The sequence below is a fragment of the Mesorhizobium sp. CA10 genome (genome assembly GCF_020165285.1).
In the GTDB taxonomy this organism is placed as follows: domain Bacteria; phylum Pseudomonadota; class Alphaproteobacteria; order Rhizobiales; family Rhizobiaceae; genus Mesorhizobium.
The window spans coordinates 161,513-188,071 of sequence record NZ_JAIUHV010000011.1; the positions used below are offsets into that span (position 1 = coordinate 161,513).

General features: G+C 59.9%; 22 protein-coding genes and 3 pseudogenes. 11 read left to right on the forward strand and 14 right to left on the reverse strand.

What is annotated here, in order from left to right; genetic code table 11:
- Window positions 1–81 precede the first annotated feature (81 nt).
- Complete coding sequence (locus LB535_RS22305) at window positions 82–663, reverse strand: HupE/UreJ family protein (protein WP_140502870.1); 582 nt, start codon at window positions 661–663, stop codon at window positions 82–84.
- 80 nt (window positions 664–743) lie between these two features.
- On the reverse strand, window positions 744–1,670 hold the full coding sequence (locus LB535_RS22310) for a DUF4331 family protein (RefSeq protein ID WP_181169702.1): 927 nt from the start codon (window positions 1,668–1,670) through the stop codon (window positions 744–746).
- 346 nt (window positions 1,671–2,016) lie between these two features.
- Between LB535_RS22310 and LB535_RS22315 the strand changes: the two genes are divergently transcribed.
- The gene (locus tag LB535_RS22315; protein ID WP_224633708.1) at window positions 2,017–3,777 is read left to right on the forward strand and encodes an MOSC and FAD-binding oxidoreductase domain-containing protein; all 1,761 of its coding nucleotides are present in this window, start codon (window positions 2,017–2,019) and stop codon (window positions 3,775–3,777) included.
- 66 nt (window positions 3,778–3,843) lie between these two features.
- On the opposite strand, the pseudogene LB535_RS22320 reads toward LB535_RS22315, so the two are convergent.
- Window positions 3,844–4,432 (reverse strand): annotated as a pseudogene (locus LB535_RS22320) (VOC family protein).
- Between LB535_RS22320 and LB535_RS22325 the strand changes: the two are divergent.
- Window positions 4,316–4,621: a hypothetical protein gene (locus LB535_RS22325; protein ID WP_224611232.1), complete on the forward strand. Its 306-nt coding sequence runs from the start codon at window positions 4,316–4,318 to the stop codon at window positions 4,619–4,621. The pseudogene LB535_RS22320 and the gene LB535_RS22325 sit on opposite strands and share 117 nt — an antisense overlap.
- Window positions 4,622–5,126: 505 nt before the next feature.
- Complete coding sequence (locus tag LB535_RS22330; protein WP_224530507.1) at window positions 5,127–5,423, forward strand: hypothetical protein; 297 nt, start codon at window positions 5,127–5,129, stop codon at window positions 5,421–5,423.
- A 220-nt stretch (window positions 5,424–5,643) separates the two neighbouring features.
- Here the strand turns inward: LB535_RS22330 and LB535_RS22335 are convergent, their stop codons facing one another.
- The 4 genes from LB535_RS22335 to LB535_RS22350 form a co-directional block, all read right to left on the reverse strand.
- Window positions 5,644–6,261 (reverse strand): response regulator transcription factor, encoded by a 618-nt coding sequence (locus LB535_RS22335; protein ID WP_140503445.1) that lies wholly within the window; start codon window positions 6,259–6,261, stop codon window positions 5,644–5,646.
- Window positions 6,262–6,353: 92 nt separating this feature from the next.
- Window positions 6,354–6,728: a response regulator gene (locus tag LB535_RS22340; protein WP_224530503.1), complete on the reverse strand. Its 375-nt coding sequence runs from the start codon at window positions 6,726–6,728 to the stop codon at window positions 6,354–6,356.
- On the reverse strand, window positions 6,725–9,784 hold the full coding sequence (locus tag LB535_RS22345; RefSeq protein ID WP_224633709.1) for a PAS domain-containing protein: 3,060 nt from the start codon (window positions 9,782–9,784) through the stop codon (window positions 6,725–6,727). The genes LB535_RS22340 and LB535_RS22345 overlap by 4 nt, the downstream gene beginning before the upstream one ends.
- A 1-nt stretch (window position 9,785) precedes the next feature.
- Window positions 9,786–10,442 carry an MEDS domain-containing protein gene (locus LB535_RS22350; RefSeq protein WP_224633711.1) on the reverse strand — a complete coding sequence of 219 codons (657 nt, stop codon included), beginning with the start codon at window positions 10,440–10,442 and terminating at the stop codon, window positions 9,786–9,788.
- A gap of 246 nt (window positions 10,443–10,688) precedes the next feature.
- Between LB535_RS22350 and LB535_RS22355 the strand changes: the two genes are divergently transcribed.
- The gene (locus tag LB535_RS22355; protein WP_224530539.1) at window positions 10,689–11,282 is read left to right on the forward strand and encodes a redoxin domain-containing protein; all 594 of its coding nucleotides are present in this window, start codon (window positions 10,689–10,691) and stop codon (window positions 11,280–11,282) included.
- Between the two features lie 161 nt (window positions 11,283–11,443).
- On the opposite strand, the pseudogene LB535_RS22360 reads toward LB535_RS22355, so the two are convergent.
- A pseudogene (locus LB535_RS22360) lies at window positions 11,444–11,717 on the reverse strand (hypothetical protein); the annotation flags it as partial.
- Window positions 11,718–12,445: 728 nt separating this feature from the next.
- Between LB535_RS22360 and LB535_RS22365 the strand changes: the two are divergent.
- The 3 genes from LB535_RS22365 to LB535_RS22375 all read left to right on the forward strand — a co-directional run bounded on the left by LB535_RS22365 (window position 12,446) and on the right by LB535_RS22375 (window position 16,157).
- Window positions 12,446–15,250: a PAS domain-containing protein gene (locus LB535_RS22365; protein WP_224611194.1), complete on the forward strand. Its 2,805-nt coding sequence runs from the start codon at window positions 12,446–12,448 to the stop codon at window positions 15,248–15,250.
- Complete coding sequence (locus LB535_RS22370; RefSeq protein WP_224530479.1) at window positions 15,247–15,621, forward strand: response regulator; 375 nt, start codon at window positions 15,247–15,249, stop codon at window positions 15,619–15,621. Before LB535_RS22365 ends, LB535_RS22370 begins: the two co-directional genes overlap by 4 nt.
- 215 nt (window positions 15,622–15,836) lie before the next feature.
- Window positions 15,837–16,157 carry a hypothetical protein gene (locus LB535_RS22375; protein ID WP_224611230.1) on the forward strand — a complete coding sequence of 107 codons (321 nt, stop codon included), beginning with the start codon at window positions 15,837–15,839 and terminating at the stop codon, window positions 16,155–16,157.
- 2 nt (window positions 16,158–16,159) lie between these two features.
- On the opposite strand, the pseudogene LB535_RS29105 reads toward LB535_RS22375, so the two are convergent.
- From LB535_RS29105 to LB535_RS22400, 5 genes and pseudogenes are all read right to left on the reverse strand, one after another.
- Window positions 16,160–16,345: pseudogene (locus tag LB535_RS29105) on the reverse strand (alpha/beta fold hydrolase); the annotation flags it as partial.
- Window positions 16,346–16,473: 128 nt separating this feature from the next.
- Window positions 16,474–17,472 (reverse strand): alpha/beta fold hydrolase, encoded by a 999-nt coding sequence (locus LB535_RS22385; protein ID WP_411909056.1) that lies wholly within the window; start codon window positions 17,470–17,472, stop codon window positions 16,474–16,476.
- 180 nt (window positions 17,473–17,652) lie between these two features.
- The gene (locus LB535_RS22390) at window positions 17,653–18,429 is read right to left on the reverse strand and encodes an alpha/beta fold hydrolase (RefSeq protein ID WP_224530469.1); all 777 of its coding nucleotides are present in this window, start codon (window positions 18,427–18,429) and stop codon (window positions 17,653–17,655) included.
- Between the two features lie 109 nt (window positions 18,430–18,538).
- The gene (locus LB535_RS22395) at window positions 18,539–19,180 is read right to left on the reverse strand and encodes a VOC family protein (RefSeq protein ID WP_224633772.1); all 642 of its coding nucleotides are present in this window, start codon (window positions 19,178–19,180) and stop codon (window positions 18,539–18,541) included.
- 162 nt (window positions 19,181–19,342) lie between these two features.
- Window positions 19,343–20,617 carry an epoxide hydrolase family protein gene (locus LB535_RS22400; protein ID WP_224611192.1) on the reverse strand — a complete coding sequence of 425 codons (1,275 nt, stop codon included), beginning with the start codon at window positions 20,615–20,617 and terminating at the stop codon, window positions 19,343–19,345.
- A 1,298-nt stretch (window positions 20,618–21,915) separates the two neighbouring features.
- Between LB535_RS22400 and LB535_RS22405 the strand changes: the two genes are divergently transcribed.
- The 4 genes from LB535_RS22405 (at window position 21,916) to LB535_RS22420 (ending at window position 26,159) form a co-directional block, all read left to right on the forward strand.
- The gene (locus LB535_RS22405) at window positions 21,916–22,752 is read left to right on the forward strand and encodes an enoyl-CoA hydratase/isomerase family protein (protein ID WP_224611190.1); all 837 of its coding nucleotides are present in this window, start codon (window positions 21,916–21,918) and stop codon (window positions 22,750–22,752) included.
- Between the two features lie 33 nt (window positions 22,753–22,785).
- A complete protein-coding gene (locus LB535_RS22410) occupies window positions 22,786–23,196 on the forward strand; it encodes a GlcG/HbpS family heme-binding protein (protein WP_140502839.1) in 411 nt (136 codons plus the stop codon).
- A 252-nt stretch (window positions 23,197–23,448) separates the two neighbouring features.
- Window positions 23,449–24,543 (forward strand): HlyD family secretion protein, encoded by a 1,095-nt coding sequence (locus LB535_RS22415; protein ID WP_224530461.1) that lies wholly within the window; start codon window positions 23,449–23,451, stop codon window positions 24,541–24,543.
- Window positions 24,540–26,159: an MFS transporter gene (locus tag LB535_RS22420; protein ID WP_224611188.1), complete on the forward strand. Its 1,620-nt coding sequence runs from the start codon at window positions 24,540–24,542 to the stop codon at window positions 26,157–26,159. Before LB535_RS22415 ends, LB535_RS22420 begins: the two co-directional genes overlap by 4 nt.
- Window positions 26,160–26,313: 154 nt before the next feature.
- Here the strand turns inward: LB535_RS22420 and LB535_RS22425 are convergent, their stop codons facing one another.
- A complete protein-coding gene (locus LB535_RS22425; RefSeq protein WP_318012332.1) occupies window positions 26,314–26,463 on the reverse strand; it encodes a hypothetical protein in 150 nt (49 codons plus the stop codon).
- Window positions 26,464–26,559: the final 96 nt, after the last annotated feature.

Consider the following 26,559-nt stretch of genomic DNA (forward strand, 5'->3'; position numbering starts at 1 on the left):
CAGTCCCAGCCACACAGCGCCACTTGTGCTGCAATCCAGCAATGAATCTGACGCCAGAAACGGCTCTTGCTTGGCCCCGCTTCAAAGAACTCCTGCGTACAGGCCCGCCCCGATCGCGACGCAGAGCGCGCCGCTCGCGCGACTGAGGGGAACTGACGCAGAGCGCTGCAAGGCGAGCGCCAATCCGATTCCGATTGCTTGCAAGACCGCGGTGGCAGACGCAAATCCCGCAACGAATTCAACCCCATTCACGGTCTCAGGCAACTCAGTTCCATGGGCGTGACCATGCAGCAGCGCAAAAAGAGCAATGATGGCAGCTCCGATCCATACCGGCGGATTTACCGCCGACGCCACCATGAGCCCCAGGATGATCACCGAAGCCAGGATGCCGGGCTCCACCAACGGCACAGTGATGTGCGCCAGGCCAAGAGCGCCGCCAATCAGCATCACCACAAGGAAGGTCAACGGCCACACCCACAGCGCACGGTTTCCCTTGGCGGCGGCCCACATCCCGACGGCCACCATGGCCGTGATGTGATCGAGGCCCGTGAGGGGATGACCCAACCCTGCGTTAAAGGAAACGACGGAATCAACGCCGGGGTGGGCAAAGGTTGGCGTTGCCAAGGCGAGGGTTACAGTTATCAAAATCAGGATCAATCGCATGTCTGTCTCCTCAGTGAAGCACACGAGCGGCGTTCGGCCGGGTAGTGGACCGAACAACACCCAGGGAACATCTCCAACCCTCAAAGGTGCGGGTTGTGCGGCGACCCCAGGTACGGGAACTCGGCAAGCAGGTCGCGGTGCGGCCCCACTCCATCCCCCGGAACCCCGCCGTTCGTGAAAATGGCCATAAAGAAATCCGCGGCATCGTCAGTCAGGCTTCTGCCGTTTTCCGGGAATGACGCAGGTCGTGACGGGTCGTAAACGAGAATGTCGGGAAGCAGTGTTCTTGCCACGCGCTCTGCTTCAGCAGGCCGGTATCCTCCCGAGTGCTCAAGGGTGTGCGCGAACGTCTTGATGAACTGGTTGTCGTCTGCCGGCTCGGCAGAGAGATAGTCCTCTCTCTGCTCGCCGGGGAGGAACACTGCCTGCTGGGGTCGAGCACCACGTTCAACCTGTATCCAACGGTCGCCCTGTCTGTCCAAGATGCGAGCCCATAGACCGATGGGCTTTGAGCCCAACGCGGAATTGGCTACTTCCAGCACGATGCTGCAGATATCCTTGTCAGCAAAGAAATCAGCTCCCGTGAATTGCAAATCAGCGACGGCGCCGAGAGTATCGAAGAAAAACGGCTCGCTTCGCCAACCCGCGAAGAAACGGTAATCGCCTGCTTCCGTTACCTGGGCGTCGCTTCCTCTCGAGACTGGTGCGGCCGTGACGACGACCTCCCCGCCGTCGTCGGCCCCAGCTGCTAAGGCGCCTTCCACACGACTCACAGAGGCGATCTGCCTTCCTTCCGACAAGGACACAAAATTCACTCGATACGCGACATCGGCGACTGCATCGCCGTTTGTGTCGATCTTCAGCTCGTACACCGCGTCGGGGGCGAATGGCTCTACGGTTGTGGAATGTGGATCAATCACCGTCGAGGATGGATGCACATTCATGATGAGGATCGACTTGCTCGCGTCTCCCGGTTTGGGGAAGGCATAAATGTCAGTGAGGTCCAAACGTGCGTCTCCACGAGGAAAGCCAAAGTCAGGGCCTGAATAGTGATGAGACATTATCATGTTCTCCGAATTTTGAACCAAAGCGGAAGCCGAAAGATACATTTATCCCCGACACGAGATTACCATCTGCAAAATCCTGACCACGATAACACCCATCCGTCACTTCAGCAGAACAAACTATGGCAGCGCCACGAGCCAGAATATATTGGACGATGGTATCTCCAATACTTTGGTCTCGGTCGCATCGGCGGGCCCGCGATGGTACTCTTGGTGGTAACCCTGAAGGCATCCTCGGTGAAATGTTGGCGAGCGGTGCAGCCCGCGACGCTGACGAAGAAGAGAGAACATGGCTCGCTTGCTATCGGTCAATGTGGGATTGCCGCGCGGCATTCCATGGCAAGGCAAAATCGTCGACACCGCCGTTTGGAAAGCGCCAGTCGAGGGCCCCTGCCAGGTGCGTCGGCTCAACATCGATGGCGACGGGCAAGGAGATATCGCGGGGCACGGTGGCGAACAACGCGCCGTGCTGGTTTATCAAATCGACTCTTATCGGTTCTGGCAAAGCGAGCTAGGTCGAAACGACTTCGTTTACGGGCAATTTGGCGAGAATTTCACGGTCGATGGCTTGCCGGATCGTGAGGTTTGCATTGGCGATCGCTACCGCATCGGCAGCGCGCTGTTGGAAGTGACGCAGCCGCGCGTCACCTGTTACCGTGTTGGCATCCGGATGAATGAGCCGCGTATGGCCGCGCTGCTGGTCGCGCACGGCAGGCCTGGCTTTTACCTGCGCGTACTGGAAGAAGGCCAGGTTCAGGCGGGAGATGAAGTCACTCGGGTGGAAATCGGCCCAGAGGCGATGACGGTCTCCGAGGTGGACGCGCTGCTTTACACGCCCAGCCATCCGCGGAGCCAGCTTGAGCGCGCACTGCGCATTCCCGCGCTGAGTCCTGGTTGGCAAGGATCCTTCCGAGCACTTCTCGCACAAGGGGAGAAGGGAACCACGACGGGAAATGCCGGTCTGGACCCTGTCTCCGGACGGACACCAGCATGGCCGGGGTTCCGGCCGCTGAAGGTGGCTCGCAAGGTCCATGAAAGCGGGACTGTGGTTTCATTGATCCTCGAGCCTACGGATGACTCTCATCTGTACGCCGCCATCCCCGGCCAATTCGTCGTGCTGCGCCTCGCGGTTTCGGCCGACGGGCCGGCTGTTATGCGCAGTTACTCTTTGTCGAGTTTACCCGGGGATCGGTGCTATCGGGTAAGCGTAAAGCGGGAACCGCATGGCGAGGCGAGCACGTTTATAGACGAGAGCGTCCAGGTTGGAGATTTCCTGGACGTGAGCACGCCACGGGGCAATTTCATTCTCGGGGACGAGGATCGCCCGATAGTGCTGCTGAGCGCCGGAGTAGGCGTTACGCCCATGATGTCGATGCTTCACGCATTGGCAGCCCGAGCGTCGACGCAAGAAGTTTGGTGGTTCCATGGGGCCCATTGCGGTCGCGAGCATCCTTTCGCCGAAGAGGCCCGAAACCTGCTTGAGGCCTTGACGCGCAGCCATTCCCACATACGCTACAGTTCGCCCGATCGCGAGGACAGGTTAGGTGTCGATTTCGACGCTATCGGACGCTTGGATGTGCGCGCACTCCAAGATCTGGGTGTGCCGCCAGATGCCGACTTCTACATCTGCGGACCATCGGTGTTCATGAGTGGCATGACTGCCGGTCTTGCCACATGCGCCGTCGCCCCTGCAAGAATCCATACCGAAGTGTTTGGCCCAGGTCCTTCGACGACGCCCGGGATAGCCAGCGAGCCATCGCGATCGCCGCATCCGCTGGTTGAAGCTCCCAACGCGGGCCCCCGTGTTTCTTTTGCCCGGAGTGGCTTGAGCGTCCGCTGGGGATCACGGTTTCAGAGCTTACTTGAACTTGCCGAAGCCTGCGACGTGCCCACGCGATGGTCATGCCGAACTGGCGTCTGCCATACTTGCGAGACGGGACTCGTCACTGGGACCGTCACCTATAGCCCCGAGCCAATCGACCCGCCGGCGACGGCCAATGCGCTGATTTGCTGCTCGCAGCCGGATGGGGACGTCGTTCTCGACCTTTGATCTGCCCCGGGGAATTTCGACACCGGAGCTATCGCTCGCAGCATTGGAAATCTCCGCGCGTGGCCACTACGTCGGGAGCGGGCCACCGGTCTGTTCCGCCACCATGAACTGCGCGTAGCAGTCGGGCCAGTTGTCGTCACGCTGGCCGCCAGTCCGCCTTTCATGCTCGACATGTGCCGAAGCCGCCCGCCGCAACGCAGCGGCAAGCTCCGAAAACTCGAGAATGTCGTGTCCTGCGCGTCCTCGCGACCAGGCAATCGGTGCGTGATCTCCTGCAACAGCCACCATTGCCATCGGGATCAGCGAATGTGGCAAAAGACGAATAGCTGCGCGCCTCTGGATCTCGGCCGCCGATAGGTGGCTGGCCTGGGCCGGCCCGATGATACACCTCGCTAGCGTCGACCCCACGCGCCACGAGTTCAGCGCGTGCCGCTTCGATGTCGGGGACGACAAGGTAAATTACCTTCGCGGACCCAGGCTCGGCCGAAGTTAGGCCCTTGCCGAAGTGCACGCAGCACGCTGAGCCCGGAGGGGTGAATTGAACAACGCGGAACGCATTGCCGACGACAAAGTCCGCATCGAGCCTCCAGCCCAGACGGCTGTAGAAACTCTTGGAGCGATCGACGTCGGAGACACCGATGACGATGGCCTCCAGCTTCATCTCGATGGTGGCCCTTTCGCAATTTCAGTCGCAGTTGCAACGCTCATTGCATCATTACTCACGTCAATCTCCTCGGGTTGGGCCTTCGGACACTTTGGACGTGCGAAAACGAAGACCGGTCAACTGCATCAATCGAGCCATGGCGTCGCCGAATGCCATCCTCCGGCCGTCATACCCGCCTAGCCCGGCGGACTGAGCCAACGCCGGTTCGATACGCTGGTCGCGCTCCCATGCTTGCGCCGTGCCTGGAAGCGCACCGACGATTCCGACACGTGCAGTCGCGGCAACCAGCTGGCGCTCCGAGGGAGTCAGCAATCTCGTTCCTGCCACCTCGGGCTCTATCGTTAGGCTCGCTTGAGACACCATCCGACCCCAATGGAGATAAATCCACCGCACGTTGGTATAGGCAACCGCCGGCGACGCCGATTACAGTCGAATCTCGGCAACTCCTGGCGAAGAGGCGCCTTGGACATTAGGGACTCCAAAAGGCCGGTACCCGCACCAATCTGGGCATTTGTCCGGCAGCCCATTCCAAAGTATCGGCGATACCATCGAACAATGGTGAACTCGCAGAAACGTTGATACTTCACACTCCATCTGGACTTGCTCCAGTGAATCCATGGTTGGGTAAACATTGTGGTTACCGATATTGCTGGTAACGCATATCAACAAAGGGAAGGAGTTTATCATGAATATCAGAGGTGTGTGCTTGGGAGCGGCGTTTTCTCTTTCGGCGTCCAGCGGGATTGCTGCTGCGGGGGCTCTTGACGTCATTGACCCAATCAACCAGCTGCAGCCCCTTCATACCGGTTCGATCAGGGAAACGGGACACACAAGTCCCGTCATGAGATCGCGGTTCAGGGCGGCGCTGGCCACTCTCCCGAACACGAAGCGCGAGGCGATGATGAGGGAATGCCAGGACGCTGGAATGACGAAGCCCTATGCGGAGTTCTGCGCCGACTTGAATGCGCTTGCCGGCTCGTGATCTTCCAAGCCAGGGCGCGATCCCTGTTCGAGCCGAACGATGGCGGGCCGAGTGCCCGCCATTTGTTTGCGTGGAGAGTTCCATCCAGTGACATTAGGGATGGGACTGTTTACCTCTGCGTCAGCTGGGTAAACGGGGGCAACTGATCCACGTGGCGTTTGAACACTTCCCCATGCGGTAATCGTCCCATGTGAAGCGTGATCTGGCGCAGACAGTTTGGCTATTGAGCACCGCTGAGCCGCGCAGCCATGTTCACCAGGTCCGCGAGCGAGCGAGCTCTCATCTTACGCATGGCCTGACCGCGGTGTGCTTTCACGGTTATTTCGCTGATGCCCAACTCAAACCCGACCTGCTTGTTCAACAGACCGGAGACGACCAGTGCCATGACCTCCTGTTCGCGACGGCTGAGCGACGCGTGCCGATCCCTGAGCTCGTGCAATTCCGAACCAAGAGCGAGTGAGGTCTTGCTCCATTCCAGCGCTGACTCAACCGCCGCCAGGAGCTCTTCGTCACTAAATGGTTTTGTTAGAAATTCCACCGCACCGGCCTTCATTGCCTTAACGCTCATTGGCACGTCGGCATAGCCTGTGACAAAGATGATCGGCATGTCGGTGCGACCGACAGACAAAAGCTTTTGCAGGTCAAGCCCGCTGAGATTGGGGAGATTGATGTCAAGAATCAAACAGTTTGGAACCAGCGCCGGGGGGCAGTTGAGAAATTGCTCCGCCGAGGCGAACGTCTCCGGCCGCCAGCCTGCGGAGCCGATCAGCGACTCAAGAGATTCACGTACCGAGATGTCGTCGTCAACGACGAACACGACAGGCGTTCCTTGTGACATGGATGCCGACTTTGCCCCAACGCCCAGTTCAGTCGCCAAATTCGGATGCATCGCAGAGTATCCTTCTCGCACATCGTTAACAACCACCGCGTTCAAGGTGCACGTAGTGCCGAGCTAAGCGCCGCCTGAAGGGCTCGGTCGCTGAAAGGCTTGAACAGACACTCAACCGCACCCTGCTCCATCAGACGCGGCCGGACCGTGCTATCCTTCCACGCTGTTATGTACACAATCGGAATTAGCTGTCCGCGACGCGCCAGCTCAAGTTGCAGTTCAGGCCCCGTCATTTCGGGCATCGCTACGTCAAGAATCAGGCACCTGGTCTCATCAACGCTATCCGATATGAGAAACTCATTTGCTGAAGAGAACGTCTTCACGCTGAAACCGAATTCCTTGAGCAAATCTGGCAAAGATTCGCGCACGGACCGGTCATCGTCGACCACAGAAATTAGTACATGCGCAGTCTTCATCTAACCCCCACTGATTTTTTATCATTATGGGCCACATCCATATCTTGCATCAGCAGGGCCGCGGAAAACTCGGGCACGGAAAAAGAAAACGTAACCCCTGGCCCATCATTTGCGGCTGCCCACAGGCGCCCACAGTGACTGTCGATAATGGATCGACTGATGGACAATCCTATTCCCATGCCGTCACTCTTGGTGGTGTAGAAAGCTTCGAAGAGACGGTGGGAGCCGTCTGGACCGAATCCAGTGCCCGTGTCCTGTACCGACAGCCGCACATGACCGTTCGCCTCCGGCTCGGTCCTGATCATGACCTGCCTGGGACGATCTTCGATCTCGCTCATGGCGTCGGCCGCGTTGCGCAACAAGTTCATGATCACCTGCTGGAGTTGGACTCGATCCCCCGCGACATGCGGTAGCCCTTCGGCCAGTTGGGATTGCAGAACCACGCGACTGTCACGAATGTCTCCTGACGACAGTGCCAGCACCTCGCGCACGGCCTCATTCAGATCCACAGCCTCTATTATCGGAGCCCTCTTGCTAAAAAGCGCGCGCAGCCGAGCGATTACATCCGCCGCCAGGTTGCCGTCGCGTATCGTACGACGCGCCGTCTCGAGCGCGCCGTCGATATTCGGCGGATTGGCGGCCAGCATGCGCAGGCACGTGCTAGCGTTGGTGACAATGCCGGATAGCGGCTGATTGACTTCGTGCGCGATTGACGCCGTCAAGGTTCCAAGGCTTGAAACCTTCGATACGTGTGCAAGTTCAGTCCGGGCCTTCCCAAGCGCCTCCTCTGCGCGTCTGTACTCTGTCACGTCTTGAACCGCGGCGAGGCACTCCAGCCGATCGTCTTGGCGACGCACGACGCGGCCGAAGGTGCGCAGGAATTTAACACTATGGTCCGGCATTCGTATTCGGATCTCATAGCCCAGATTACCCTCACCGGCGCGAACCCGTGCCATGTGCGTTGATAGGGATGGAATGTCGTCCGGATGGATTCGGTCGAGAATTTGGTTCATCGTCACTGGATGCGCAGGGTCAAACTCGAAAATGCGATAGAGCTCCTCGGAAAACGCGATTTCATCCGTATCCACACGCCATGAAAACGCTCCGGTCGAACTCAGACGCTGAGCTTCGGAAAGCAATGTCTCGGTCCGCCTGAGTGCGGCCTCGGTCAGCGAGCGCTCGATGGCGATGCTGGCTATCTGCGTGGCATGCGCAATAAGATCTTGCTGGTGTGGTGATGGCGACGAGGGCTTTCGCTGAATGATGCAGAAGGTGGCCAGCACTCGCCCTTCCTTGGAACAAACCGGGGTGCTCCAGACCGACCTATATCCGTGTCGCAGCACATGGGACCTAACTGGCGAGTTATACCAGCGAGGATCCCGCTCAATGTCCTCGGTGACGACCTGTACTTTCTCAACGGCCGCTATGCCGCATGGCAGCAAATCACCGCTCAGAGGCGTACCCGCGATCGGATCGCTGTAGGCTGAAGGCAGGGAAGGAGCCACGGCGTAGGCAATTGTCAGGCTATCCTGATCGAACATGTGAACATCACAGAAGCAGTCAGGGGCAGCCTCTTCGACGAATGTGCACAAGGCGCTTAGAACATCACGCAGTGAACTGCCCGACGCGATCATCTCGAGCAGTCGCTTTTCACCCGCCAGAAAGGCTTCTGCCTGTTTGCGACCATCAATATCGTGGCTCACACCATACCAGCGCATCACTTTGCCGGCGTCGTCCCGGATCGGTATGCGACGCGCCATGTGCCAGCGATACGTACCGTCGGCCGCCTGCACTCGGTACTCTAGCTCGAACGGTTCTCCGGTCGCGATACATTCGAGCCATTTGTTCTCTTCAGCTTCGACGTCCTCTGGATGGATTCTATTTCTCCAACCACCATTTGCGATGTCTTCGGAAGAAAGCCCGGTGAAAACGCGTCCTCGCTTGTTGCTGGAAATTTGTGAGCCATCGGCGCGGAAAGCTCCAACCAGCGCCGGGATACCGTCGATCATCCTTTGAAGCTCGCGCTCAGCATCGATGACCTTCTCCTCGGCGCGCTTGCGTTCGTCGATGTCGGTATCGGCACCGTACCACTTGATAATCTTGCCGTATTCGTCTCTCGACGGGTTGGCGCGGATCAGAAACCAGCGATAGGTTCCGTCAGATCGACGCACTCGTGCTTCGGCTTCGCCTGGTACACCCGCGATCATCAACGCCTGCCATTTGGCGGTCAGTTCATCCAGGTCATCGGGATGCATTATGGCGGTCCATCCCCAGCCCTGTGACTGCTCGGCAGACAGACCGGCGTAGTCAAGGTAATGCTGGCTGAAAAACTCGACATAGCCATCGGGGCGGGTCAACCAAGCGAAGGCCGGAATGGTGTCGACAATCAGCTGCAGATCGTGCCGGCTCGTCGCAAGAGCTTCCTTGCTTTCTCGCAGGGCTTCTTCTGTCCGCCGGCGTTCTTCAATTTCCAGCATCAGAGTTCTATTCGCGGCGACGAGTTCGCTCGTTCGCTCTGTAACCCGCTGGTCGAGCTCTTTGGCGAGGCGGTTCTGATCTCTTGCCTGCCGTGCCCCCTGGAGCGCAATGCTCGCCTGGTTGGCAGCAACACTCAAAAGCAGTTGATCGGACTGGCTGGGAAAATCGGCCTTGGCTGAACCCACAACCAGGACTCCAGCTTCCCCCTCAAGCCCCAGTCGCGCCACCGCCAGAAAAACACCACCCACTCCGACATCCATTCTGGCGCTGGACGGCCAATTCGATTCCGTCTCTCCAAGCAGATGATCGAGGGCTTTGCCTATCTCGCTCATCCCCAATGCACAGGCCTGGCCGACCCGAACGATTTCATTCGGGCATGCGCCATCTGTGTCGAACAGCCGTGCATAAACGAAATCAACGGGCAACATGGCGCTTAGCACGTCAAGCAATGTGCTTGCGATGTGAACAGGATCCTCGCCTACGCAGATCGCTGGGAGAGCTAGCAGGCTTACCAAGTCGTTCATCGAGCGCTTGAGCCGTTGATTTTCCTCCCAGGAGGTCTCCACCGGCGGCTCCATGCTAAAGGTCCATTTCTGGCTGAAGCAGCTGTCCGGCTCTGCGTTGGCTGAGTTCCTGAAGGAAATTTTCCGGCGGTACAAAGAATGGATTGTGCTGCAGTATGCCGCCTATGACGATCATGGGATGCGTCCGCATGATATCGACGACCGCGTCGCCGCCGAACTTCGCAAGATCGTACACACAGATGACCGCGTCCTCGTGACGCGACCATACCTCGTTCACCCGCACTTCGAACTCTACCAGATCGTCAATGTGCGATCTGACCTCACAAGCCCAGTCCATATGGCAGACAATGCGACTAAGTGGAAAATCGCCTCTGACGTTGCCGCTCGCCAGCTGTTCGAAGATCTCCAACATTCGATCCTGATCGAAACGACCGTCCCGAAGGTAGGCTTCGGTATTGGTGCGAAATTCAAGCTGGCCGCTTTGTTCCGCCGCCGTTGTATCAACGCCCGCCGCTGCCAGGCGATGCAAATGCTTGCAGCGCTCGCCCGGATTGACGACGTGGATGACTTTGTCACCGCGCTCGAAGCCATCCTTCATGAAGGGAAGCAACAGCCGAGACGCCTCGTCGTCGCCGTTAAAGAATGCGCAGGCGTGCCGCATTTCGCCAAGTTCGGATCCCGCGAAGGGAATGGCTGGCGTCTTCTTATGCATGTTTGCCTCACGGGACGCAGCTCCGCCCCGTCCCACCATGCACGCGGCCAATACCAAGGTCCATTATGCGTTGGTGTCGGTTTGATGAGGGACATCGGGTTGCGACGGTGTCTCCAGCCGTAGCGGTCGGAACCCGCACCGGGGTACTCATTGTTCCATGGTGTCGCCGATACCTTGGAATAATGGATTTTGATTGTTCTTCCGCTCTTGTTGGCCCTGGGTCTCACGTTAGTGAAGGTTTTCGAAATGCGCTCAGACATTGTTCCAGGGTCCAATTTCCCGGATTACGAGTTGCCGGATCACACGGCCGTACGGCGAAAGCTTTCCGATCTGCAGGGAGAAGACCCAATGGTGGTGGTTCTCGGCAGAGGCGGGTTTTGTCCTCGGGACCGTCGGCAGACCGAAGGGCTCGTACGGCTCTATGGTGAAATGGAAGTCGGATATTGCAGGCTCGTGACCATCACGACGGACAATCTTCTGGAAACGAACGAGTATCGATTGGGGGCTGGCGCCCATTGGCCTTTTCTTTCCGACCCGCGGCGCATCATCCAAAAGGACCTTGATATCGCGGAGTACACGGACCCCCTGCACAATCCTATGATTCCTCACGTGGTCGTCTTGGAGCCTGGCCTGGTCGTCTACAAGATCTACAATGGCTACTGGTTCTTCGGTCGACCCACATTGGAAGAGCTCCGCCAGGACATGCGCGCGGTGACTATGAAATCTCGGATGGATTGGGATATTTCGAAACCCGAACTCAGGTCGGCGTGGCAAATGGGCAAAAGGGAGCTTTTCTATCCCTACCAGAAGCCAAGTTCGAAGATTGCGGCAGAGCATTGAATTGCGTTGAAGGCGAGGCAGCGCGCTTTGGCATGGGCTCGGTCGGCCGACGGTCCTCCGGCCTTCGCCGGGCAGCGGCTGGTACATGCGGGACGAAGCCGCCACCCTATGGAGGTCGCGGCCACCCGCCTCGCGGTAGGAGATCGGAAATCCAACTACCGCTATGATGCGGTGGCTGATTGGCGGGCCCGGGTCACGTTGCGCTCACGTCGGTGATGGCCCCGAGCAAAGGCCTCCCGCGCTTCCTGAGGCAGGTTGTGACCGATGCCGCCACTGATCAGCCGGTGCTCATATTTGCCCCGAGAACATCCGCGCGTAGGCGCTGGCTTCCGGATGCAGCGCACCGTTGGCGTAGTCTTCGAGCGTGATTGTCGACGCGGCGATCACAGGCGCCTGCGCGAGCCGCTGCTCCAGCGCGTCGCATCGCGTTTCGCCGTTCGAAATGACCTGTTGCCAATTGGGTGCAGGCCCGATTGTCGCTCTTCTGCGATCTCAGGGCTGCGTCGGGGTCGGCATTTGCCGAATGCGAAGGTCTGACCCATAGCTGACTTTCGCCTGGACCAGAGCAGCGACTTTTGCGCCGCTCTCCAGTCGCCAATCTTGGCTCACATTCGGGAAAGCGGCCGTTTAGCTGTGTCGGTGGACGATTACGTCCAGAATATTGTGGCCGCTGGCCGCAGAGGGCTCGCCATAAACGCATGTCTTAATTTCCAACGTCATTTTTGGCAAAGCCGATATAGGCATACGGCCCATTCCAGCGCGAAGTGTCGCGTCCAATTAGCAGGCAACGGTCACGCGCGCGCTGGTTTCGAGTGCCATTACACAGAGCTGTGCGCTCGCCACGGCGAGGCCAGTTCAGGCGGGTAGACATGGAACAGAATGACCCTTCCGCGGTTTGCCGGCAGCGTTACAGTGATGGTCGCCGTCCGGTCTCTCTCGCACGTCGGCGAATAGTCGCTTTACGGAGCTGGTCAAGCGCTCTGACGATTTCAGCCTGTTCCTCGGGATCGAACACCCGTAGCACATCAACCATTCAGTCTCACTGGACGGCCCAAGGGAATGGCCGTAGCGTGTTGAAATCCCGGAAACTTCGGCAAACCGATACCAAGGTATAATGCGCGCGAAAGATCGAGTGGCGCATTCTGGGATCGAGGAGATTTTCGATGCTGACAGCAGACGGGCCGTTTGCGCCGACCGACCCGCGCATTGCCGAGGAGATCGAACGACGCGTCGCAGAGCGGACGGCCGAGCTCTCCGCCATCAGTGAGGATTTGCGGCGCCAGCTTTCCGTGCGGCACCGTGACAACGAAAATCCGCACCTCCGGGAAATCTTGCTGAAATCCTTCATCGACGGCATTGGGGCACCGGTCACGCTATGCGCGCCAACCGGCGAAATGGTGGCGGTCAACCGGTTCGGCCAGGAATACCACCGCAAATCCGTCGAAGAGATCATGGACTGGACCTCGGGCGAAATGATATTCGCCGCTGATTTGCCGCGCGTGAAAGCGGCATGGCAGCGATCGATCGAGAGCGGCGAGCCCTATGATGTCGAGGTCCGTGCCCGCCGGGCCCACGAACCCTATCGCTGGATGCGTCTCCATGGATTTCCGGTTCGCGATTCCGATGGCAGCATCCTGCGGTGGTGCGTGCTGCATCTGGATATTCATGACAGCAAGTCGGCCGAAGAAGCTCTCGCGGCCAGCGAGCGCAATCTCAAACTGACCATCAACACGATGCCGGCGATGGCCTGGACCGCCGATACGAGCGGGAATGTCGAGTTCTTCAACGACAATTTCCTGGATTATGTCGGCCTGCCGCTCGACCGCATGCTCGACGACAGCTGGAAGCAGGCCGTACACCCCGACGATGTCGATGATCTGCTTGAGACTTGGAAAGTCGTCATGGCCGCCGGCCGGACCGGCGAGACCGAGGCGCGACTGCGGCGCTTCGACGGCACCTATCGCTGGTTCCTGATGCGGGTCAGCCCCCTGCGCGATGAATCCGGAAAGGTCGTGCGGTGGTACGGCATCAACACCGACGTCGATGCTTGGCGGCAGACCGAACGGCAGCGGCAGCAGGCGGAGGATTCGCTGCGCGCCAGCGAATTGATGCTGCGATCGATGCTGGACAGCATCGCTGCGCCGATCGGCTTCTTCAATTCCGACGGCGAACTGGAGGCGGTCAATCATCTGGTCGGCGATTATTTCGGCAAGAGCTTCGAGGAGGTCTCCCAGTGGGAGAACATCGTGCATCCGGATGATCTGGTCGCCTCGCAGGCCGCCTGGCAGCGGGCGATTGAGACCGGCGCGGCCTATGAGCACGAGGCCCGCATCCGCCGCGCGGACGGCGAGTATCGTTGGAATGACCATCGCGGCTATCCGATGCGGGACGCCGAAGGCCGCATCGTGCGCTGGTGCGTACTGCAGATCGACATTCACGACCGGAAGCAGGCCGAGGCCCGTCTGGCCGCAAGCGAACGGAATCTCGATCAGATCATCAGCGGGATTCCCGGTTTGGCATGGACCGCTCTTCCCGATGGCCATGCAGACTTCTTGAATCAGCATTATCTCGACTATGTCGGACTTTCACTTGAACAGGCGCGGGGCGTCGGCTGGATGCTGGCCCTTCACCCGGACGATCTGGAGCATTTGATCGCCGATTGGCGCGCCATGATGTCGGAGCGTCGTGGCGGAGAGTCCGAGGCGCGAATCCGCCGATATGATGGGGAATATCGGTGCTTCCTGTTTCGCGCCAGCCCGGTGCTGGATGATGCAGGCAACGTCGTACGCTGGTTCGGTGTTAATACAGACATCGAAGACCTGAAGCGCGCCGAAGCGGCCATGCGGGCGAGCGAGCTCAATCTGCGACAATTGACAGAAACCATTCCCCAGATGCTCTGGAGTGCTACGGCGGATGGCTCGATAGACTACTGCAACAAGCGGCTGCTGGAGTTCACCGGCTTCACCCCCGAAGAAGCGATGGGTACCGGCTGGGCGAAGATGCTGCACCCGGACGACGTCGAGCCAACGGTGAGGGCTTGGCTGCACTGCATCGCAACCGGTGATCCCTATCGGGTCGAGGTGCGGACGCTGCGGGCGTCGGATCAGACCTATCGATGGCTGTTGACCAGTGCGCTGCCGCTGCGCGACGCAGACGGCCGCGTCCTCAAATGGCATGGTGCCTGCGCGGACATGCACGACTGGAAACAGGCCCAAGACGAGCTTCGTGATGCCCAGGCCGAGCTCGCGCATATGACGCGGGTAATGACCATGGGCCATCTCACCGCTTCGATCGCCCATGAACTCAATCAGCCGTTGGCCGGCATCATCACCAATGCCAGCACGTGCTTGCGCATGCTGGCAGCCGATCCACCCAACGTGACAGGTGCGCGAGAGACCGCACGACGAACCATACGAGACGGCAACCGGGCTGCGGATGTGATCGCCAGGCTGCGGTCGCTCTTCAGCAAGAAGGACCCGGTCATCGAAGCAGTGGATGTGAACACGGCCACGCAAGAGGTTATAGCGCTGACGTTGACTGAGTTGAAGAAGGCCAACGTGAGCTTGCGCGTGCAACTGGCCGAGGCGCTCCCATCTGTGGAGGGAGACCGTGTCCAGCTTCAGCAGGTGATCATGAACCTGATCTTGAATGCCATGCAGGCCATGGACGGTATCGCCGACCGGTCCAAGGAGCTGGTCGTGGCGACGGAGCGCGACGGTTGCGACGCCGTGCGCGTCGTCGTCCAGGATGCAGGCGTGGGTTTCGAGGCCGCAATCGCCGAGAAGCTCTTCCATCCGTTCTATACGACCAAGAGGCACGGCATGGGAATCGGTCTCTCAGTCAGCCGATCGATTGTCGAGAACCACCAGGGCCGGCTCTGGGCCGAGCGGAATGACGGTCCTGGCGCTACGTTTATTGTCTCAATCCCGTCCGGGGACGCTGGCGACGGTCCGGAGGTGAACGCATGACGCAACGCCGGAGGTTCATCGCAGTGATCGATGACGACGAGTCGGTACGCGAGTCGGTTCCGGACCTGCTGCGCGAGTTCGGCTACGAGGCGGGCGGATTTTCGTCGGCTGAAGAGTTTCTAGCATCCGATAAGCTCAGGCAGGCTGAGTGTCTGGTGCTCGATATCGCGATGCCGGGAATGTCCGGGCTTGATCTCCAGCGCGAACTGAGCCGGCGGCAGCTGCAGATTCCGATCGTTTTCATCACAGCGCATGGCGATGGGTCGGTACGGCTCCGACTTCATGAGCGCGGCGCTGTCGATTGTCTGCTGAAACCGTTCAGCGATACCGCCCTGATGGAGGCGCTGCAGGGCGTGCTTCGATCGAAGTGATTCGCCTGTCTTGTGTCTGCAAGGAAAGGGAGGCTTAAAATGCATGGGCGCGTGGAGATCAACGTGCCGGGTGCAACGGCGGTGGACGGCCATGCCGGATGCTACTCCGACAGTCTATATGGTGGATGATGACATCTCCGTCCGCGAGGCACTGGAGGAGCTAAGCGGGTTGGCGGCCGACCGCCTTCAACCCTCATGTCGGCGGTTCTCACCGCTTGGCTGATAATTTTTTAGGTTATCGGGCCCGTCTGAACATCTGCCTGGCCGGGTCGGCTGAGAATCGCGAATTCATCGGTCCACAGATTAGGGTCATAGCGCTCGACGTCCGGATCGCTGCCGAGGTGGCGGCGGCGCGTCGCCCCCAACGACAGGAGCTTCTTGCGCAGCGTCTCTTCATGAGTTGCGCGGTCTGCCCAGAAAGCGAGGCGGGGAGCTCAGGCAGCGCCGAGGCCCGTGTCCTGGGCATGCTGCACGATCCGCGATTGCAGGCGGTCGGGATGAGCCGTCGCCATGCGGAAGCCACCGGACCGCCGTAATCCTGCATGAACAGGCTGTAACGGGAGAGTCCCAGAACCTCGGTGAAGCGGGTAATGACCTCAGCTAGGTGGTCGAAAGTGTAGCCAAACGCGTTCGGGGCAGGCGCAGCGCTATGGCCGAACCCGGGATAGTCCGGCTCGACCAAATGATAACGGTCCGAGAGTCGCGCAAGCAGCGGCTGATACATGCGCGGCGACGACGGCAATCCGTGGAGGAGCAGGATCACCGGCGCATCGCGGTCTCCTGCTTCGCAGTGGAAGATCGGAAGACCATCGACCGAAAATCGTGCGGTAAATGATCGGATGCGCCATCGGATCACATCCCGCTTACGTCGATGATGGCCTGTGTGAAGGCTTGCGGCGCTTCCTGGGGAAGGTTGTGGCCGATGCCGCCCGCGATCAACCGATGCTCGTACTTGCCGGAGAACATCTTCGCATAAGCGCTGGCTTCCGGATGCGGCGCACCATTGGCGTCGCCTTCGAGCGTGATTGTCGGTACGGAGATAACGGGCGCCTCAGCGAGCCGCTGTTCCAGCGCGTCGTATCGCGCCTCGCCTTCCGCCAGCTCGAGCCGCCAGCGGTAATTGTGCATCACGATATCGACATGATCCGGATTGTCGAAGGACGCGGCACTGCGCTCGAAGGTGGCGTCGTCAAAGTTCCATTGCGGCGAGGCAAGCTGCCAGATCAGCCTTGCGAAATCACGCGTGTATTTCTCGTAGCCCGCCCGGCCACGGTCGGTGGCGAAGTAGTACTGGTACCACCATTGAAGCTCAGCCTTGGGCGGCAGCGGCGACTTGCCGGCCTGCTGGTTGCCGATCAGGTAGCCGCTGACCGAGACCATCGACTTGCAGCGCTCCGGCCACAGCGCGGCAATGATGTTTGCCGTGCGGGCACCCCAGTCGCAGCCGCCTATCGTGGCCTTCCCGATGCCAAGCGCATCCATCAGGGCGATGACGTCGGATGCGATTGCCGCCTGCTGGCCATTGCGCGGCGTTTCGCCTGACTGGAACCGCGTCGTGCCATAGCCACGCAGGTGAGGTACGATCACGCGATATTCCTTGGACGCCAGCAATGGAGCGACGTCGACGTAAGTATGGATATCGTAGGGCCAGCCGTGCAGCAGGATGACAGGCGCGCCGTCGGCTGGTCCCAGTTCGACATAGCCGACATTCAGGACGCCGGCGTCGATCTGCTTCGGTGCGCCAACCAAGTTGGGTGTTGTCTGCATCGCTGACGCGGTCGTCTTGTCGGCTCCGCCGGGTGCGGCCTTCGCGGCCGTGGTCACACCGAGTTCGGCGATCGCGAGGGTCATTGCCGCCGCGCCGATTATGTGGCGACGGCGCTCATCGATCCTGTCGGAAACACTGTTCATGGTGATGCCTCTCCTGTGGCAGGACTAATCTCGATTTTCTTGGCATGCGTGATCAAGATGCGAGCCGCTGGTCGCCATCAATGTCGCATGTCGCGCCGGGGCGCCCCATCACGACGGCTTTCATCGTGATGTCTCCTTAGCGGCCTTCTCGATCAGCCGCGCCACGGCTTCAGGGTGCGACACCATCACCAAATGCGAGGCGCCCTTGATGACCACGGTATCCCGTGAGTGGGCCCGAGCAGCCATGAATGCGGAGGCTTCCGCCGGTATGTTCTTGTCGCCGGCCCCGTAGATGAACCAGGTTGGAAACTCTTTCCACGCCGCTTCAGTTTGGATTTCGTTCAGCGCCGCTTCTTCAATGGGCCTCTGCGCCGCGGCCATCAACTTGGCTTCGGCCTCGGGGACGTCGGCGGCGAACTGCTCGTGGAACCTGTCCTGCCGGATGTAGAGATCCTTGCCTCCGCTGGACAGGCTGACTGGTGGCGAGAGGGCCGGACCGAGCGTGCTGCCGGGATATTGGGCGGCGAGTTGCGCGGCTGTCTCGCCTGCATCCGGCGCGAAGGCGGCGACATAGACCAGCGCCTTGACGTTGGCGTGGCCTTCGGCCGCCTCGCTGATGACCGAGCCGCCGTACGAATGCCCAACGAGAACGACAGGCGATTTGATGGAGCCAAGGATGTCGGCGACGTAGCCGGCGTCGTTTTTGACCCCACGTAGCGGATTGGCGACAGCTACGACGCGATAGCCATCCTTCTCGAGGATTTTGACGACGCCGTTCCAACTCGACGAATCCGCGAACGCACCGTGAACCAGAACGATGGTGGGTTTGTCGGCCTGCGCATATGCATTGCCGAACGAGGCGCTGCCGATCGCCAAGGCTGCGAGCAGTGTTTTCATCTGAATGTCCCTTCATGCTTGAGGTATCGCGCGAACCGCGCGGAGACGTAGCCGTGCCTCCTCGGTGTGGACAAGCCCTGGTGTCCAACCCATGGCCCCAGGGCTTGGCCTATTGCGGCAAGGGCTTCCCGGTCTGCTCCGCCGCCATGTAGGCGGCGTACCAGTCCGGCCAATTCTCATCACGCTGGCCGCCGCTCCGCTGCTCGTGCTCGCCGTGGGCGACCGACGCGCGCCGCATCGCGGCAGCCAGATCCGCTTCAGAGGCGAAGCTTGTCGAATTGCCGTCGATCCGGCCAGGAAGCCGGGCAATGATTTCCTGCAGCACCCAGCCGTTGCCGTCAGGATCGCTGAATGTAGCATACGAGACGTAGCTGCGCCCTTCAGGATCGCGACCGCTGATCGCGGGCTGGCCTGGTCCGGCGCGATGGAACACCTCGCTGACCTCGGCGCCGTGAGCAATGAGGTCGGCACGCGCCGCCTCGATGCCAGAGACGACGAGAAAGAGGCCCTGCGCCGAGCCCGGAGCGGCCGAGGTGATGCCCTTGCCGAAGTGGATCGAGCCTGTTGAGCCGGGCGGAGTGAACTGAACGACCCGGAACACGTCGCCGACCACGAAGTCGGCATCAAGCCTCCAGCCTAAGCCGCCGTAGAAGTTCTTGGCACGATCGACATCGGAGACAGGGACAGCGATCACTTCGAGCTTCATATCGAGGGATCGCGCGCTCGCTGTGCGGTCTGCTGTTTCCAGCATTGTCTCGACCTGCCGCGCTTCAACCGTGGATGACATCGTCGTTCTCCTTCTCTTGGTTTTGTCGCAAGGAGTATGTTGCCGCCCTACGCCGCCTCGGCGGACCGACCTGCGGTCCGGCCCGCCGTTTTGAAATGTGGACGACCTGATGGCTGCCCTTCGGCTTCAGATGGACTGGCGCAGCGGGCGGAAGGCGTCTCTGAGCTCTGCGCTAAACACCGTCGGCTGTTCCCAGGCCGCGAAGTGCCCGCCCTTGGCGAGCCGGTTGTAGTGGATCAGCTTCGGATAGGCTTTTTCAGCCCAGCTTTGCGGCGCCTGATAGATCTCGTCCGGGAAGGCGCTCACGGCAACTGGGATCTTGATGCCGCGCGGATCGAAGAAACCCCCCGTCGGGAAATGTGCATTGTCCCAATAGAGGCGGCCCGACGAGATCGCCGTATTGGTCAACCAGTACAGAGTGACGTTGTCGACGATGTCATCCTTCGTCAGCCCTTCGGCGCTCCCATCAAAGACGCGCGTGATGAGCCTGTAACTGCGAATGTCGTGGTCAAGCATCCAGGCGGCCAGCCCGACAGGCGAATCCACGATGCCGTACAGCGTCTGCGGACGGTTGTTCATCTCGATCGCATATCCCAGCCCGTTTTTGTTGAAGTCGTCGAGCTGGCCGTAAGCGCGCTTCTCGTCCGGCGAAAGGTCGGAGGGCGCAGCAGCCCCTGCCGCCAGTGCCTTGGAGATATCGGCGGGCACCGTTGCGGCCATGTTGGTGTGGATGCCCAGCAATCCCGGTGGCTCCTGCAGAGCCATCTCCTCAGAGACGGCGTTCCCCCAATCGCCGCCCTGCGCCACGTATTTCATGTAACCGAGGCGCTGCATCAGCGTTGCCCATGCCTTGGCGATGCGGACTGGGGTCCATCCCGGCGCGATCGGCTTGCCCGAAAAGCCGTAACCTGGAAGCGAGGGGATCACGACGTGAAACGCATCGCCTTCGGTTCCGCCATGCGCGGTCGGATTGGTAAGCGGCTCGATGATCTTCAGCTGTTCTATGACCGAGCCAGGCCAGCCATGCGTCACGACAATCGGCAGCGCGTTCTCGTGCCTGGAACGCACGTGAATGAAGTGGATGTCCAGCCCGTCGATGTCCGTGATGAACTGCGGAAGCGCGTTGAGCCGGGCTTCCACCTTGCGCCAGTCGTAGTCCTTCGCCCAGTGCTGCGCGAGTTTCTGAATCGTCGCCAGTTGCACGCCCTGCGTATCGTCCGTAACGGTCTCCTTGTCCGGCCAGCGGGTCGCCGTCACCCGCCGGCGCAGATCGTCGAGCTCGCTGTCTCGGAAGTTGACAGTGAAGGGACGGATCAACCTTTCCGCCGCTTGGGATATTCCGGGAAGCATGTTGGCAGCCCCGGCGGCGGCTGCGGCGGCAAGTAGTTCGCGTCGTGTCATAAGGTCCTCCTGTCCAAATTGGTTTTTTCGAATGCTCCTAAGAGATCAACTGTCGGTTAAGGCGAATCCATCACACGATGGTATCGGCGATACTTTTGTACTGCTGGACTGCGGGGCGTCTGCTGTCCTTCGTAAGGACAACACCAGCAGCGAGGCCAGGATGCGAGTTCGCTGGCCAACTGATCCGTGCCGCGTATGACCCGGGTCGGGGTTGCGTCCCTACCAGGCCGCTAAACCGGCGCGGCTGCCAGGCAAGCAGCGAACCGATTCCACGCGATGTCTTGCGGTCGGATGGCTAAGAGCAGCTCCTCGCCAGGGTGATATGAACAACGGCTCACCCAGGCATCGTGGAAATGGCAATCCTCGCTCTTCTGGTCGGAGCTCTGTGTCCCGACGCGCGCCAAGCATTTCTGACCTATGCATCAGGTGAAGTCTGCGTTCAGCTGCGACGGCAAATCCTTGGATCGCTCGATCGAGAAATGCAGGCCGGCGAACGATCCGGACTCAGTGAACCACCATTCCACCGATCCGCCGAGTTCCGCTGCCAGGGTTCGGACCCGCCACCGCTCAGGACGCTCCTGGGAGTGCGACGCCGTCGAGCGGCTGTCTCTTACCAGGCACCGCACACTGCCGCCCCATCCACTCAAAGTAACCGCGATAGCTCCTCGCCGGCCCTTTAGATTGTGTCGCGCTGCGCTGCGTACCAGCTCAGATACGATCAGTCCTACCTGCCGGCAACAGGCAGCGTGCAGCCGTATCTCGTCCGTCTTGACGCTGGGCCGAACCCCCAGGTCCTCCGCCAGCGCAGCACATATACTTCCGACGTGAATACCAAGGTCCATGCTTTCGTCGCTAGCCGGGACCATTGGGTCTCGGCTGGCCGCAGCTTTCGCGCGTATCCGATCCCCCGCCACTGTCAGCGCAAGGGCGGCAAACGCGTGCCCGCGCAACGCCGTCGCTCGCAACTGACGATGTGTGGTGCGCGTACTGGTCATGACAAAAGGCATGACTTGATCCTCCGCGAGATCTGCGCCACCACGAAATGCCGCGCGACGCAACGCAAAGTCAGAACAGAAGTTGTCCTGCTGATCTATTGCTCCAAGGTGTCGCCGATACCTAAGGCGAATACGCTTTGGCCGGAACATCTCGGGCATCTTCACGGCGGGTTTGGCGAGATAATTTCCCAGGTACTACATCGCCGACACGAAAGTATCGACGATACTTAGGTCCAATCGAAGTTCATGAACTTGAACGGTAACTGACTGACGTCCCCAGTTTGTGTTCCAAAGGAGGCCTCAATGGACGCCAAGACAGTCGCATCACAGATCCAATTGGTACGAAAAAGTTCCGCCTATTGGCGCGTCACCTTCAACAACGCTCCGCTCAACGTCATGGGACCGGAGATGGTACGGCAATTCCAGGCGACGATCGGCGCCATCGAGGCCGATGAGAGCGTTAGGGTCGTGGTCTTCGACAGCGCGGTGGAAGACTTTTTCCTGAACCATTCAGACTTCATGGCCCCTCTTGAAGAGATGACGTCGATGCCACCCGGACCGACGGGCCTGCCGCCGTGGCCGGATTTCCTCGTGCGCCTTACGCGTGCCCCTGTGGTTTCGATCGCGCTGATCCGTGGGCGCGCGACTGGCAACGGCAGCGAGCTGCTGCTTTCCTGCGACATGAGCTTCGCCAGCAAGGAGAAGACGATCATCTCGCAGTGGGAAGTCGGCGTGGGCATGGTGGCCGGCGGCGGGCCGATGGCTCGGCTGCCTAACCTTATCGGGCGAAATCGCGCCATGGAGGTGCTGCTGAGCTCGGAGGACATTTCCGCCGACAAGGCGGAAGCCTACGGCTACATCAACCGGGCGCTTCCCGACGCTGAACTCGACGCCTACATTGAAGCGCTCGCCACCCGCATCTCCGGCTTCGACAAGTGGGCCATCGGCCAGACCAAGCGGCTGGTGAATACCAGCTTGCCGCCGGATGTCGAACTCGGCGCCGGATGGGAGGCCTGTATCGCCTCGCTCGGGCGGTCCGCCGCGCAGAATGGCATCAAAGCCCTGACTGCCAAAGGCTTCCAAACGCCCGGCGATGTTGAAAATCGGCTGGGGTTCTACCTCGGCGAACTGGCTCGCTAGGCAATCACCAAACGTTCAGAAAGGATGACTCTCATGGATTTGCTCATGACAGCCAAGAAGCTGGCCGAGCGCGTAGAGGCTGAAGCAATCAAAGCCAAGATTCCGGTAGCCGTCTGCATTGTCGACGTCCATGGCAATCTCGTGCTCCAGCATCGCATGAACGGCGCCCCGCTGTTCTCACTCGAGATATCGGAGCGGAAGGCCTACACCTCGGCCTTGGTGCGGATGCGCACCATTGATCTGCTGACATTGGTGCAGCCTGGTCAATCGCTCTACGTGCTCCCTTCGGTTGGTGGCGGCCGCTTCTGCCCCATGGGTGGCGGCGTCCCGTTGACCGAGAAGGGCGAGGTGTACGCTGGTATCGGCGTCAGCGGCGGAACGGCCGAGGAAGACGTAGCTATCGTTGAAGCTGCTCTGCAGGAGCGCGCCCAGGTGGCTGCTTGATCGAAGAAGGATGAGTCTTGCTCGCCGGCCGCCCGGCGGGCAGACGCGACCCTGTGTGGCTTTTTGGCGGCTAGGCCGTGAAGTTCATAATCATTCGCTGTTCTACGCCCTGCACGTCTGGATTTTGATGGAGACAGGTTTCGTGAAACTCCACTGGCCGCCCACGATCTGCAACATCACCGATCATCTTGCAGTCAGGGGCGCGAACATCTCCATCGACGGCGAGTGCGTCGATTTGAGGCCGAGGCAGCCATGAGCCGAGTTCGCAGGATCGCAATCGTCATCGTTGTCCTTTTCGTGACATCGCTGGCGGCTTCGTGGGGCTGGCAGTGGTTCACAATAGGCCGCTTCGAGGAAACGACTGACAACGCATATCTGCGTGGAGACATCACCAGTATCGCTCCGAAGCTCGCCGGCTATGTGGTGGAGGTCGACGTAGACGACAACGCGAGTGTTTTGAAGGGCGCTGTCCTGTTTCGAGTCGACGACAATGATTATAGGGCCAAGGTGGAGCAGGCGAAGGCCAACGCCGCCGCCAGGAAGGCGGAAGTTGACAACATCGTGGCGACCTCTGCATTGCAGAAGGCCTTGATCGTGCAGGCCGACGCGCAGAGGCAATCAGCTGCAGCCGATCTGCAGTTTGCGCGCTCCAACCTTGACCGCTACGTCACCCTGCAGAGGAACGGGACCGCGAGCGATCAGAAACTGGAAGATGCGCATGCCGCTTATGACAAAGCAAAAGCATCGGTGGATGGCGCAGACGCCAATGTTTTGGCTCAAAGGCTGAAGTTAGACGTACTGGGTGCACAGTTGGCCAGCGCGGAAGCAGCCCAATCACAGGCGCAGGCTGCGCTCGACCTAGCTATGCTCGACCTGTCCAACACGGTGGTGAAGGCCCCGATCGACGGAATTGTTGGCAATCGTCAGATACGTGTCGGGCGGTATGTCACTGCGGGTACTGCGGCGTTGGATATTGTTCCTGTAAAAGACGTTTGGATTGTCGCGAATTTCAAGGAAACGCAGCTAGAGCAGGTAAACATAGGGCAGCGGGTACGTGTGACTGTCGACGAGTATCCAGACCTCGAAATTGACGGCGTCGTCGACAGCTTCTCTCCCGGCAGTGGTGCGGCATTTAGCCTGCTCCCGCCAGACAACGCCACGGGAAATTTTATCCGCGTCGTTCAGCGCGTGCCGGTCAAGATCAGGATAATGCGCAACCCCTTGCCCGGCCGCCTGGTTCCTGGCCTTTCGGCTCGTGTTGCTATCGCCGTCAGCGCCGGAGACGCTTGGGCGGCGGCGCTGAAACCACAGACCGGCGGAATCGCGAACGGACAACCAATACAGTGACCCACCCTGTCGAAAAGCGGTCGGCGCAGCACCTTTTCGACGCGCGGCTGCGCGCTTTATTCGTAACAGGCGCTGTTGTACTGGCCGCGCTCATGGATGCGGTCGCATCCACTGCTCTGTCCATCGGTCGGATCGGCCTGCTTGGCGACATCCACGCAACGCCGGACGGACTGGCGATGATCGATATTGTTTTCATCGCCGCTAAGCTGACTTCCTTCCTTGTCGCTCCACTCCTTGTCAGAGCGGTCAGGCCTACTGCCTGCTTGCGCGCGGGGGCTGTCATCCTTCTTCTGGCCTCGGCTGCAATGACATTGTCGGCCGATCTCGTCTGGATTTGCGTCTGCCGCGTTGCCCAGGGGCTGGCCGGTGGCACAATCCTGGTCGCCGGCCAGACCTTATTGTTTTTCCGGTTTCCGCATCGACACCAGCCGGTCGTTCAGGCTGTTTTTGCTACAGGTGCCGTGATGGCTCCGACGACAGTCACGCCTGCTCTCCAGGGTTGGCTCGTCGACCATCTCACCTGGGACTGGATATTTCTTGCCAACATTCCGCTGGGCCTCGCCTCCCTTATCCTGCTGGCAGCGGAGGGTGACGCGACATTTTGGCGAGATGCCAAGCTTCCTATCCGCAGGGTAATTTTACTTGGTATCGGTACCACGCTTTTGACCTACGTCCTGCTGCAGGGCAGCAGGTTCAATTGGTTCGATGACACCGACATTGCTGTCCTTGCCGCGCTCGGTGTCATGTCTGTCGGCCTTCTGGCTATCTGCGAAATCGGGTTCCGTCCACGAGGCTCTTTGTTGCCGATCTCGCCACTTGGCGATCCGGACTTCCGCTTCGGACTTCTCGCCAGCCTGCTTGCTGGCTTTGCCCTTTCTGGCAGCGCCTATCTCATTCCCACTTTTGCCCTGACCGTCCTCGATTTCACCGCCACGGGCGCGGGAGTGCTTCTCCTGCCTAGCGGAGCCGCGCTTGCGCTGGCACTTCTGCTGTCGGGCCTTCTCATCGAAAAGGCGGGGATACGTGCGATCATGCTTGCTCCATTCGGAATTTTGCTCTTCGCCGGAGCCATGTGGCTGCTGTCTGGTTCGACGAGCGGCAGCGGTTCGGCGGACCTGGCCGTTCCGTTGCTCCTGCGCGGATTCGGTCTTGGTCTTCTGTTCATGGCGTTGACGCTGATCACCCTCCAGGGGCTTGCGGCCGGCGCGCTTCCGTTCGGCATTGGCCTGTTCAATTTTGGCAAGCAGGTTGGTGGTTTGGCCGGCACGGCCCTTCTGCAAACATATATTGATCACCAGAATGCCTATAACCGAACGATACTGGCTGCCCACGTTGTCAGTGGCGATCCCGCGGCTGACCAGCGCTTGAGGGCTGCTGCGAGCGCTTTGGCGTCAAACGGTATCGACAGCACTGCAGCGACAAAGGCCGCGGTCTTATTGTTGCAGCACGCGCTCGACAAGCAGGCCGCCGTTATCTCTTTCGATGAAGCTTTCTTTGCTTTCGTCCTGCTGTTCGCGGTCGTGGCGCCGTTTCTCATTCTGGCCAAGCGATTGCTCAGCCTCGGAGCCGTCAGGCGCAACCGGACAGCCGCGCATAAGCAAGCCATGCTTCGGTGATGCCATATCTACTGCGAAATTCCGGTTTCACACATTCATGGCATCCCGAGCGAAACTCAGAGTTTTGCGATCCTTTCCGCTCCACCTCCGGCGAGACACGGCGTCTTCTAAATTAGCTTTACTCTATCGAGCGCCTCTACCGAGAGCGGCTTCGCTAATCGGCTTGAATAGACATGCAACCGCGTCCCGACCACCCTAACGGGCGGATCGACTCGTCGCGATGTGCCGTAATGAACACCACCGAAATGTCGTGGCAGTGACGCCTGAGCTCGGTTCTCAGTTCGGGCCCCGTCATATCGGGCATTGCGATGTCGAGGATTAGGCATCGCGTCTTTCGAGGTCTTTCGAGCGGAGAAATGCCTGTGCGGAGGGAAAGGCCTGAACGGGGTAACCGAGCACT